Here is an 11,910-nt window from a genome sequence, read left to right as displayed (position 1 = left end):
TGGAAAGTACGGCATTTTATATCGATACGATTATCCGTACGGAGAAAAAAGGGGATTGGCGCAGGCTGTGGCAGGATTCGCAAAGCGGTATTTTTATTGTGCGCGGTAAGGTGTTGGCCGGTTTGGATTTGGATAAGTTAGGCGCGGACAATGTCAATATTGTGGACGACAAGGTATTGATCAGCCTGCCGGCGGTGGAAATCTTGAGCGTGGATTTGGAAAATATCGAAGTGTACGATATTCAGACCGGCTCGTTCAATTTGCTGCCTATGGATAAGTCGGTATTTAAGACGGTGCAGGAAGAGGCGAGACGGCAGGTATTGCAAAGCGCGTGTAAGGCTGAGATTTTGGAACATGCCAACCGTCAGGCGCAAACGCAGTTGGAAAACCTGTTTGCATTGACGCAGACAAAAGTATCGGTGTATCCGGCTGCGGTAGGGAAGTGCGGTTAAATAGATTGCTTGAAAAGATAAGGCCGTCTGAAAAATTTTCAGACGGCCTTTGTTTCATCAAGCCATTTAACCGCGTCGTAAAACGGCGGTATTGATGTATTTTTGAATACCGGTGGCAATGGCTTGGGCGCATTGTTGTCGGAAGGACTCGCTGCCGAGCAGTCGCTCTTCGGTAGGGTTGGAGAGGAAGGCGGTTTCCACCAGAATGGACGGAACATCCGGCGCGCGGAGAACGGCAAAGTTAGCCTCGTCAACGCGGCCTTTGTGCAGTTGGTTGAGTTTGCCTAATTCGGTCAGGACGGAATGGCCGAGCTTGCGGCTGTCGCGCAGGGTCGCGGTTTGGGTCATGTCCAAAATGGCGTTGTCGACATTGGGGTTGCCGCTGGTTTGTACGCCGCCGATGGCGTCGGCGTTGTTTTGGGTTTGGGCAAGGAATTTTGCCGCCGAGCTGGTCGCGCCTTTGGTATTGAGCATATATACGCCGGTACCGCGAGCGGACGGGCTGGTAAAGGCATCGGCGTGGATGGAGACGAATACGTCTGCATTGCGTGCACGGCCTTTGGCAACGCGTACGCCCAATGGGATAAAGATGTCTTCGTTGCGCGTCATGAATACGTTGTAACCCAAGGCTTCGAGGCGTTTTTTGGTTTCGCGGGCGATGGAGAGTACGACGTTTTTTTCTTTGAGGCCGCTCGGGCCGATTGCGCCAGGGTCTTCGCCGCCATGACCGGGGTCGATCATAATCACAGGACGGCGGTTGCCGCCGCTGCCGCGATTGCTTTTAGGGGCAGGGGTGTCGTATGCGATATTGGTATTCGGACGTTGTTTGGGGATATTGCCGTTGAGCAAGGCCATCATCGGGTCGTTGGCATCTGCGCCGTGCGGATAAAGGTCGATAACCAAGCGGTTTCTGAAGTTGCCGACGGGGGCGAGTGCAAAGACTTGCGGATGGGTGCTTTGTTTGAGGTCGATAACGATACGCACGGTGTTGGGCGTATTTTGACCGGCGCGAATGCTGCGGATAAAAGGGTCATTAGACAGTACTTTGCTGGAAATGCCTTGCAGGACGCTGTTGATTTCCGCTCCTTGAATATCCACGACCAACCGGCTGGGGTTGTCCAACATAAAATGTTGGTATTTCATCGAGTGGTTGCTCTCAAGGGTAACGCGTGTGTAGGCGTGCGCCGGCCAAATGCGGACGGCAAGGAATTGCGCAGGAGAGGCCGGTTTGGCCAATGCGGCACCAACGGGCGTGAGGGTGAGAAATAGTCCTGTGCCTTGACGGAGAATGTGTCTTCTAGTTAATTTGACCATGATTCTAAACTTTTTCGGCCTTGGTTTGTGTGGGCGGAAAAGGTGCAGGTTCTGCCCTTATCGGTGTACGTCAATGTAATGGTAATGTCTGCCGGAGGCGTGAATTCCCCGCCTTGCTGCGGCCATTCGATGAGGCAGATGCTGTCAGGCGCAAACAATTCGTCCAAACCGGCATCTTCCCATTCCTCGGGCATGGTAAAGCGGTAGAGGTCGAAATGGTGGAGGGTGAATGTATCCAGCGGATAAGATTCGACAATGGTGTAAGTTGGGCTTTTGACTGCGCCCGTATGACCCAGTCTGCGCAAAATCCCGCGTGTCAGCGTGGTTTTGCCTGCACCCAGCCCGCCTTCAAGGTAGATGGTCAGTGGAGCGGAAAGCTGCTTGCTCCATTCTTCACCCAGTTTCAGGGTTGCTTCTTCATCGGGCAGAAAACGGGTATACAGTCCGTTTGAGTGCATGGAATAGGCCTTGTCGTTCAAAAGGCTTAATTATGATGGAATTGGCGGCGTTTGCAAACCTGATAGACGATAAAGTTAGATAAAGATAGTGTTGAGGCCGTCTGAAAACGGAATTCAGACGGCCTTTAATGTTAAAATGAAAATATCCCTCACAAAATTGCGAGACAGCTTATGCCTTTATCCATAGACGAACAATTATTGCCGCACCGCAATGCCATCGACGGCATCGATGCGGAAATCCTCCGTTTGCTCAATGAGCGCGCCGGTCATGCGCATGCTATCGGCGAATTGAAAGGGACAGGCGCGGTGTACCGTCCTGAGCGGGAAGTGGCCGTTTTACGCCGGATTCAGGATTTGAACCACGGCCCTTTGCCGGATGAATCGGTCACCCGGCTGTTTCGCGAGATTATGAGCGAGTGTTTAGCGGTAGAACGTCCGCTGACGATTGCCTATTTGGGCCCGAAGGGAACATTCACCCAGCAAGCCGCCATCAAACATTTCGGCCACGCCGCACACACCATGGCGTGTACCACCATCGACAACTGCTTCAAACAAGTTGAAACGCGTCAAGCCGATTATTTGGTGGCGCCGGTAGAAAATTCGACCGAGGGCTCGGTGGGGCGTACTTTAGACTTGCTGGCCGTAACTGCGTTGAAAGCCTGCGGCGAAGTGGTTGTCCGCATTCATCACAACCTGTTGTGTAAAGACAGCCATGAAATCGGCGGCATTACCAAAGTTTTCGCCCATGCCCAAGCCTTGGCACAATGCAACGACTGGCTCGGCCGCAACCTGCCCAATGCCGAGCGTATCGCCGTAGCCAGCAATGCCGAAGCAGCGCGTTTGGTTGCCGAATCTGACAGCCCGAATGTGGCTGCCATTGCCGGACGTATCGCCGCGGAAATTTATCAGTTGAGTTTTGCCGCCGAGTGCATCGAAGACGAACCGAACAACACCACGCGCTTCTTGGTGATGGGTCATCAAGAAACCGGCCGCAGCGGCAACGACAAAACCTCTTTGGTCGTATCTGCGCCCAACCGTGCCGGTGCCGTTACTTCCTTGTTGCAACCCTTCACCGAGTTGGGCATTTCCATGACCAAATTTGAAAGCCGCCCAAGCAAATCGGTTTTGTGGGAATACCTGTTCTTCATCGATATCGAAGGCCATCAAAGCGATGAAAATGTCCAAAAAGCCTTGCAGCTTTTGGGCGAACGCGCTTCCTTCGTGAAAGTTGTTGGCTCTTATTCGACCGTTGTTTTGTAAGGATTATTGGGTATAAAAGGCCGTCTGAAAATATTCAGACGGCCTTTTATCGTTTTATCGATTAGCGTTCGCTTAACGCTTGTTTCATACGCGTAATTGGTTTGATCAGGTATTGGAAGATGGTTTTTTCACCGGTTTTGATGTCCACCGTTGCAACCATGCCCGGAATAATCGGCATAGGTTTGCCGTTTTTGTCTTTCAGGGAGTTGTTTTCAGTTTGGACGAGAACACGGTAATAGACTTGGTTCGGGTCAAGTTTCAAGTCGTTGGCACGGTTTTGCATGGAGTTGCTGACGGTATCGGCGCCGACGAGGGTAACTTTGCCTTCCAAACCGCCGTAGATGGAGTAGTCATAGGCACTGACTTTAACCAATGCAGGTTGGCCTGCGCGGATAAAGGCGATGTCTTGCGGACGGATATAGGCTTCGACCAGCAGTTTGTCGTCAACGGGGATGATTTGCATGATGTCTTCGCCTGCATTCACAACGCCGCCGATGGTGGTGACTTTTATGCCTTTGACGATGCCGCGCATAGGCGCACGGATTTGCGAGCGTTCAACCGGATCGGCACGCATGGCAACGTTTTCTTTGGATTGCGCCAGCTCGGATTCGGCTTGCAAGAGTTCGTTGTTGGCATCGGCTTTGTAGCGGTTGCGGCGTTCGGAGATTTGGGTGGCCAAGTCTGCGGAATCGCGGCGCATTCTTAAAAGTTCGACTTCGGAAACCACGCCTTCGGCAACCATAGGTGCGGTAATGGCGATTTCGCGGTCAAGCGCGGCCTTGCTTTGGGAGAGGCCGCTGACAGCGTCGGTCATGGCTTGACGGCGTGCTTTGTAGGCGGCAATTTCGCGACGGCGAAGCTCAGGGTCCACGCTGTCAGGGAAGGAGAGCTTGATGCCGTAGGCTTCGGCTTTAAGACGGGCAATAGTGGCTTCGAGGTTTTCGACTTTGGCTTCGCTTTCTCGTAAAACGGCAGAGCTGCGCGTGTCGTCGAGTTTTATCAGAATCTGATCTTTCTCGACCATGTCGCCTTCTTTAACCATGATTTCGGTTACGATGCCGGGGTCGAGGCTTTGGATTACTTGCTCACGGCTGCTGGGAATGATATTGCCGTTGCCGCGGGTCACTTCTTCGACAGGGCTGTTGTATGCCCAGACGACGAAGACAATCAGGAAAAGGAAGAATAGGATGATGACCCAAAATTGGCCGCTGTGTTTTTCTTTTTGAAGGGCGGCATTGAGGTCGTTGATGAGGTGTAGGTCTTTGGATTTGACGTTGTTTTCGCGGCTCATAATCGTGTATCTTTATTGTGTTTGGTGGATTTTAACCATTAGGGCAGGCCGTCTGAAAGGGTAAGTAGGTTTCAGACGGCCTTTTGCTTTATTGTGCTGCCGATTGAGGGGCGGCGGCAGCTTGTTGTTGCTGCTGTTTGACTGCAGCAGCTTGTTGCTGTTGTTTGACGTTGGCTGCTTTGGCCTGTTCGTTTTGCATGAGTTTTTGCAATACCAGATCACGCGGGCCGTCCATCACGACTTTGCCATTATCCATCACAATGATTCGGTTGACGATTTGCAGCACTTGCGGACGGTGGGTCACCAAAAGCATGGTGCGGTTGCGGCCCCATTGGGCAATGGCATTGAGCGCCATACGCTCAGTGGCTTGATCCAGGCTGGTGGTCGGCTCGTCCAGCAAGACGACTCTCGGGTTGCGCAAGGTCATGCGCGCCAGGGCGATGATTTGTTTTTGACCGCCGGATAAGCCCAAACCGTCTTCACCCAAAGGCATATCCAAACCACGCGGATGGTTGCGGATGATTTTGTCGAGGCCGAAACGGTTGAGCGCAGTCAGTAAGTCTTGGTCGGTAGAGTAGCTGCCGGTACGTGCCAAGTCCATGTTTTCACGCAATGTGCCGAGGAACAGGCGTGGCGATTGGCTCAGCAGCAGGACTTGATCGCGCAGGAAGTTGGGGTCAAGCTGGCGCATATCGACTCCGTCAAGGGTAACGTTGCCTTTTTCAGTGTCGTACAGACCGCTGGCCAGTTTGAGCATGGTGCTTTTACCGCTGCCGATGCGGCCCAAAATACCGACTTTTTCGCCCGGTTTGATGGTCAGGCGCAAATCTTCGACGGCGCTGTTGTTGTCGGCTTGATATTTGAACGATACGTTTTCAAAGGTAATACTGCCTTGAACGTTGTCTAAAGTAATGTATTTGCGTTCCGGATTGCGCTCGATAGGGCGGGTAACGATATCGTTTACGCCTTTGAGGGCAAGTTTGGCCTGTTGGAAGCGGGTCGCCAGACCGGCGATTTGTGCCAACGGCGCCAAGGCGCGGCCGGACAGAATCACGGAGGCAATCAATGCACCCATGGTGATGCGTTCCGCATGGTTGTCGGCATGAATCAGATAGGTACCGACGACGACCAAAAAGACGGTATTGAGCTGCTGCATGGCAACGGCGAAGTTGACCATGAAGTTGCTGGTGTCTTTGACTTTGATGGAAGAAGCGGAAGTTTTAGCGGTGTATTCGTCCCAACGTTGTTGCGCCCAAGATGTGGCGTTGTTGGTTTTCAGGGTTTCGATGCCTTCGATGGCTTCAACGGCAAGGCCGGAACGTTGCGAACCTTCTTTCATCGATTCGTTGATGTGGCGAGAGAGCGGGCGTTGTACGACAAAACCGACAATCACGACAATTGGAATGATGGTCAGGGGAACAAGTGCCAGTTTGCCGCCGACCATGGAAATCACGAAGATAAACAGCAACAGGAAAGGCAAGTCGACAATAGTCAACAAGCTGGCACTGGTCATGAACTCGCGCACGGCTTCAAATTCGCGCAGGTTGCTGGCGTATGAACCGGAAGAAGCAGGACGGTCTGCCAGACGCAATGCCATCACGCGGCGGAACAGGGCGGAGCTGATGATCAAATCGGCTTTTTTACCGGCAATATCGGTCAAGTGGCCGCGAATCATCTTGGCGGCAAATTCAAACAAAATCGCCAAGACCACGCCGATGCTCAATACCCACAAGGTTTCATAGGCCTGGTTGGGAATCACGCGGTCGTACACGTTCATCACATACAGGGAGCTGACGAGCGCAAGGAAGTTGATGATGATGGTGGCCAAAATGACTTGGTAGTAGTAGCTGCGGAAACGCCAAATAACTTTCCAAAACCATGCTTTGGGCAGATGGTATTCAGGCAGTTCCGAGCGCATATCGGTAGCCATTTTAGGTTTGATAAACCAGCAGTAACCCAAATACAGGCCGGAGAGCTGCTCGTGGCTGAGTTCTTGTTCCAAACCGTCAACCTGGCGGATATGGTATTTGCGCTCTTGGCCGGAGCCTTCGATTTGGGTGATAACCGCTGCCTCTTCGTTGTGCAGGATAATCATGACCGGCACGGCGAGCGAGGGGATGTCTTCCAAATTGCGTTTGGATAAGGTATTTTCAAAGCCGTGGCTGCGCAGGACTTCGACCAGTGAGTGATAGTTGACCTTGAGCTTTTTGTCGCGCACGACTTCGGCGGACAAAGCGGCTTCGGATACGGGCGCACCCAAAAGGCGGGTCACTAAAACGATGTGTTCAATAATGGCTTTCATATTTTTTCGCGTAATGTTTTTGGTTTAACCGGCGGATATGGCTTTATTTTTGTGCCAAACCTACCCAAGCGGAGATCTTGGCCTGGGTATTTAAATAGTCGAGCGCCGCATCGCGGAAATCGTTGCGGGCGGCAACGTAATCCTGTTCGATGGAGGATAACTCGCTGTATGCGCTCAAAACGTCGGTCAGCGTACGTCGGGCGATTTTAAACTGCAATTCGTACACTTTGATGACTTCTTTTTGGGCGGCGATGTGTTGCGCCGTCAGCGCGGTACGCTGTTCGCTTTCCTGCATATCGATGGCGGAAGTTTGAACGCGTTCGTTCATGTCGCGCAGGATTTGTTCGGACTTGGCTTCTGCGGCAATCAATGATTTGGCATTGCGCTCTACATTGTGTCTTGCGGCAATATCCAGAACATTCCATGCGACGTTTAAATAAAGCTGTCTGGTGTTGCGCGTCGCACTGCCTTCCAAATTGAGGGCAGGCAGGCGTTCGGCTTTGGAGGCGTCCAAATCGGCACGGACGCTGTCGCGCTCGGCTAATTGCGCCTGATAGGACGGATTATTGTTGCGGTTGGGGTTGTTGAAGCGTTCGGTGATGGATTTTGCCGTGTCGTTTTTAAACGGATCTTCCAAATCGTTGGCAGTCAGTTGGCGCGAGGTATAGCGGGACAGGCGGCTTAGCGCCAAATCCATGGTGCGGCGTTGTTGGGCGATAATGTTGGCCACTTGCAGCTGGCGCGCGCGCGCTTCAATCAGCTCGGAACGGCGGCCGGCATCATATTTGACGATGGTGTCTAAGTCTTTTAAGAGCTTATTGTGGCGCGCCAAAGTCTGTTCGTTGAGGATCAGGGTTTCTTTTGCACGCAATGCGCTCAGATAAAGGCGACCAATATCGCTGCCCAGCTGCTCTTGGCTTTCGGTGTATTTGTGTTGATAGTATTCTTCGCGGCTGCGGTCGCGGCGGACGGCGGCTTCAATTGCACCCCATGAGTAGATGTTCACGCTGCCGCGCACGCCAACACCGTCTTTCATATCGTTGCTGGAATATTTATTGTGTTGCGCCAGCACTTTCGTGCCGGTCAGGGTCACGACAGGATAATGACGCGCACGCGTGGCTTTGGTCGTGCTTTGCGCTGCTTCTTGAGTGGCTTTGGCTTCACGCACAATCGGGTCGCTGACTAAAGCGTCCCTGAGGATGTCTTGCAGGCTGTATGCAGAGGCCGTCTGAAACGGCAACAGACAGCAGGCAACGGCAACGGCCGATGACAAGAAACGGGGCTTTGTGGGGGAAGAATAACTATGCGACATGATTTTTAACCAAATGATTTATATATTATCGTTGTCTGTATCGGGTATCGCCTGAGGCATGACCGGGCGAATTTTGAACGAGAACGCATACATTTACAAAGCATAAAGCATTTTTTCCAGCTTTTCACAATATTCTGATAAAAGGTCGAGATACATGCCTTAAAGTATATTATTGCAGAGCGCGACTATCGTATTTAATGATTTTAATGTAAAAAATCTATCAAAAAGGCCGTCTGAAAGGATTTCAGACGGCCTTTTTCAATCTTAATCCTTGCGTTGCAATACAGTGGCAAAAAAGCCGTCGGTTTGGTGTTCTCCGGAGTTGAGGCGCAGGTATTTTCCGGTATCCAAATCAATCTTCAGGCTTTGCAGCAGTTCGGCGCAGTTGACGAGTTCAAATTCGGGGTGTTCGGACAGGAAACGTTCGACTTGCAACTCATTTTCTTCCGGCAATACGCTGCAAGTGGCGTACACCAAACGGCCTTGCGGTTTCACCAATTTTGAGGCGGCATCGAGGATGCTGTGTTGCTGTTCTAAAAGGTTGGCCACGGTCTCGGCGGATTGGCGGTATTTGAGGTCGGGATTGCGGCGTAAAGTACCCAAACCGGAGCAAGGGGCGTCCACCAACACACGGTCTGCTTTACCTGCCAGTCGGGCGATGCGGGTGTCGTGTTCGCTGCTGATGCGTTCGGGGTGGATATTGGTCAGTCCGGCGCGGGTCATGCGCGGTTTGAGGTTGGCAAGGCGTTTTTCGGCAATGTCGAAGGCGTAGATTCTGCCTTTGTTGGCCATTTGTGCGCCGACAGCCAAGGTTTTACCGCCGGCTCCGGCACAGAAATCGACAATGATTTCGCCACGTTTTGCGCCCACCAATAAGGCGAGCAGCTGGCTGCCTTCGTCTTGGACTTCCAGCGTACCGTCCAAAAACAGTTCGTGTTTGTTAAGCGCGATTTTGTTTTTCAGGCGGATGCCCCAAGGTGAATAAGGTGTGGCTTCTGCATCGGCACTTTCGGCTTGCAACAGAGGCAGCACTTTATCGCGTTTGCCTTTCAAAGTATTGACGCGGATGTCGAGCGGGGCAGGTTGGTTGATGCTGCGGCCGAAGGCGAGGATTTCTTCTTCGCTCCAATGCTGTTGCAGTTGTTCCACCAGCCATTGCGGCAATTCTGCGGCGGTATTCAGGCCGTCTGAAAACTCGGTTTTACGGGCTTTCAAATTGCCGAGGAACTCTGTTTCTTCTTCATCAAGCAGGTCTTTGATTTGGCTGATGTTGGTGCTTCTGCCGAGAACCAGTGCGGCAAGTGCGGCTTTGCGCGGTTGCGCGTGCGGACGGCGCAGGGCAGTGCTGATTTTTTGATAGTGGCGCAGCGCGGCAAAGGCTGTTTCGGCGATTTCGTGGCGGTCTTGGCGGCCGAGCTTTTTGTGTTCGCGGAAATAGGCGGAGAGGACGGCATCGGAAGGCTGTTTGAAAGTCAGCATTTCAGCCAAAACTTTGGCGGTATGGTCGAGTTGTGCGGCGTTCATAATGTAATGGGTTCTCTTAAGTGGGTAAATGGTTTCAGACGGCCTTCATGATGCGTTCGATTTCGTGCCAAAAGCCGTCCGGCCGTAATTCCAAAACGGCAATCAAGCCTTGGTCGATACGGCGGATTTCGGTTTCGTTCAATGTTTCGGTTTCGGCGACACGAGCAGGCGCGAGGTAGGCCATACGGTCAAGCAAATGGTAGCGTGCTTCTTGGCGTTCAAACCCGTATTTCGACCAATCTTGAATATAGATGCCGCGCCAACCGTATGGATTAAGAGGCGGCTCAAAAGCATGGAAACCTTGTGGGAAAAATCCGATGCCGCGCACGATGGATGCAGGAAGCGGATTCTCCGGCAGGCCTTGTGCGGTTAAGGTTGCTTTGCCTTGCGGCGTATGCAGCAGCTGGGATTGCTGCACCAGTTTGGCGGCTTTATCCGTCAGCGTGTCTTTAGGATTGAGGCCGCGTAGGTTTTGCACTTGGTCTCCGCCGTAGTATTTACACGCCAGCTCGATATGGTAGGGCTGTTGGTTGAGGGAAGCGACAAAATCCGCAGCCCCCAAAGTTTGGCCGTCTGAAAAAACGGGCAGATTGTATGCGTGCAGTTTGGCGTGCGGCGCGTTGGCAAACCAGAAAGCCAACAGCTCTTCGGCATAAATGCCGAGCCGGTGGCCGAACGGGGCGCGTTGGGCGAGGTGTTCCTTCAGCGGCGTGGGATCGGCGTCCAATGCCAAAAGATAGCGGAAACCGTGTTCCCCCAGTAGTTCGCGCACGCTCAATTCGCAACCGCTTTGCCACAAAGGCGGCGCAGTCAGCAGCGAGGCGAGGTCGCGGACGGGTTGGCTGGTGAGTTTCCACCATAATGCGTCTAGGGCGTAATTCATGCTTATCCGAATATCAGTCATGCCGTCTGAAAAGCTTGTAACGTTTTCAGACGGCCTTAAATCAGTCTTTTTTATGGATACGGTGGCTGACGGTATTGAAAAAACCGCGCAGGATATCGATGTCTTCGGTTTGCGTATTGGCACGTCCGAACAGGCTCTGCATACGGCGCATCAGGCGCTCGCCGTTGCGGCGGTTGAAAAAGCCGATGTCGTTCATCACGCTTTCCATGTGGGTGACCATGCCTTTGATTTGCTCGTGGGTCGCGGCGTGGTCTTCCTGTTGAAGATGGGTCATGGGCGAATCGGTTTGGCTGAAGATTTCATAACACACGACCTGCACGGCTTGGGCAAGGTTGAGCGAGAAATAGTCGGGATTGCCGTTGATGGTCATCAATCGGTTGCAGGCTTGGACTTCTTCGATGCTTAAGCCGAAAGTTTCGTTGCCGAAAACCAGCGCCACTTTCTCGCCGCGGTTGGCAGCATGCAGTAATTCGGGCACCAAGTCGCGCGGGGTTTGCAGCGGCGCGGTGATTTCGCGGCGGCGGCTGGTCAGGGCGCAGGCGATGGTGGTGTAGGCAAGGGCTTCGTCCAAAGAGGCGGCAATGGTGGCATTTTCCAAAACGTCTGCCGCGCCGGAAGCGAGGATGAAACTTTCTTCCGGTAATTTAAACGATTGCGGATGCTCCGGATCGAATGCGGGCGGATTTTCCGTCATCGGCGTTGCCATCAGATTAGGGGCGACGATGGTCAATTTGTGCAGGCCCATTGTTTTCATGGCGCGCGCGGCGGAACCGATATTGGCGGGATGGCTGGTGCGCGTGAGGATGATGCGGATGTTGTCCAGATAAGCGGGCAGGGCGGGTTTTTCGGAAGTCATGTTTTGTTTTCTGTTTGTACGGGAATCAGGTATAATGCGCCATCTTTTTGTTTTCAGACGGCCTTTTTCCATGCCGTCTGAAATGTTCTTTAACAGCATCGGAAACGATAAACAGCCTCTTGTGTGCCTTGTTCGGCGCATTAGGGCGTATTTTACCTGAATTAGGAAGAAAACCATGAATCCGTTTTTAAATACCGCTTTCAAAGCCGCCCGTAAAGCAGGGCAAATGATGATTCG

At 52.6% G+C, this 11,910-nt stretch carries 10 protein-coding genes; 2 read left to right on the top strand and 8 right to left on the bottom strand.

What is annotated here, in order from left to right; translation table 11 throughout:
- The coding region (locus ACTHUT_RS08770) for a DUF4230 domain-containing protein (RefSeq protein ID WP_440418737.1) at positions 1-452 on the top strand (452 nt) is incomplete at its 5' end.
- A gap of 66 nt (positions 453-518) precedes the next feature.
- Here ACTHUT_RS08770 and ACTHUT_RS08765 read toward each other — a convergent pair.
- Positions 519-1,766, bottom strand: a complete 1,248-nt coding sequence (locus ACTHUT_RS08765) for an N-acetylmuramoyl-L-alanine amidase (protein ID WP_250600084.1) — start codon at positions 1,764-1,766, stop codon at positions 519-521.
- The gene (tsaE, locus tag ACTHUT_RS08760) at positions 1,754-2,224 is read right to left on the bottom strand and encodes a tRNA (adenosine(37)-N6)-threonylcarbamoyltransferase complex ATPase subunit type 1 TsaE (protein ID WP_250600087.1); all 471 of its coding nucleotides are present in this window, start codon (positions 2,222-2,224) and stop codon (positions 1,754-1,756) included. Before tsaE ends, ACTHUT_RS08765 begins: the two co-directional genes overlap by 13 nt.
- Before the next feature lie 171 nt (positions 2,225-2,395).
- Here tsaE and pheA point away from each other — a divergent pair, with 171 nt between their 5' ends.
- The gene (gene pheA / locus ACTHUT_RS08755) at positions 2,396-3,484 is read left to right on the top strand and encodes a prephenate dehydratase (protein WP_250600089.1); all 1,089 of its coding nucleotides are present in this window, start codon (positions 2,396-2,398) and stop codon (positions 3,482-3,484) included.
- 61 nt (positions 3,485-3,545) lie between these two features.
- Here the strand turns inward: pheA and ACTHUT_RS08750 are convergent, their stop codons facing one another.
- The 6 genes from ACTHUT_RS08750 to ACTHUT_RS08725 all read right to left on the bottom strand — a co-directional run bounded on the left by ACTHUT_RS08750 (position 3,546) and on the right by ACTHUT_RS08725 (position 11,673).
- Positions 3,546-4,775 (bottom strand): HlyD family type I secretion periplasmic adaptor subunit, encoded by a 1,230-nt coding sequence (locus ACTHUT_RS08750; RefSeq protein WP_250600091.1) that lies wholly within the window; start codon positions 4,773-4,775, stop codon positions 3,546-3,548.
- A gap of 88 nt (positions 4,776-4,863) precedes the next feature.
- The gene (locus tag ACTHUT_RS08745) at positions 4,864-7,077 is read right to left on the bottom strand and encodes a type I secretion system permease/ATPase (RefSeq protein ID WP_137040562.1); all 2,214 of its coding nucleotides are present in this window, start codon (positions 7,075-7,077) and stop codon (positions 4,864-4,866) included.
- Positions 7,078-7,120: 43 nt separating this feature from the next.
- Positions 7,121-8,350 (bottom strand): TolC family protein, encoded by a 1,230-nt coding sequence (locus tag ACTHUT_RS08740; protein ID WP_250600093.1) that lies wholly within the window; start codon positions 8,348-8,350, stop codon positions 7,121-7,123.
- Between the two features lie 303 nt (positions 8,351-8,653).
- The gene (locus ACTHUT_RS08735; RefSeq protein WP_070749820.1) at positions 8,654-9,913 is read right to left on the bottom strand and encodes an RsmB/NOP family class I SAM-dependent RNA methyltransferase; all 1,260 of its coding nucleotides are present in this window, start codon (positions 9,911-9,913) and stop codon (positions 8,654-8,656) included.
- A gap of 34 nt (positions 9,914-9,947) precedes the next feature.
- A complete protein-coding gene (locus ACTHUT_RS08730; RefSeq protein ID WP_250600095.1) occupies positions 9,948-10,796 on the bottom strand; it encodes a DUF1853 family protein in 849 nt (282 codons plus the stop codon).
- A 61-nt stretch (positions 10,797-10,857) separates the two neighbouring features.
- A complete protein-coding gene (locus tag ACTHUT_RS08725; protein WP_250600097.1) occupies positions 10,858-11,673 on the bottom strand; it encodes an RNA methyltransferase in 816 nt (271 codons plus the stop codon).
- Positions 11,674-11,910 lie beyond the last annotated feature (237 nt).

The organism is Neisseria sp. P0022.S010 (assembly GCF_051956635.1).
This window is presented reverse-complemented; position numbering and strand designations above follow the sequence as displayed.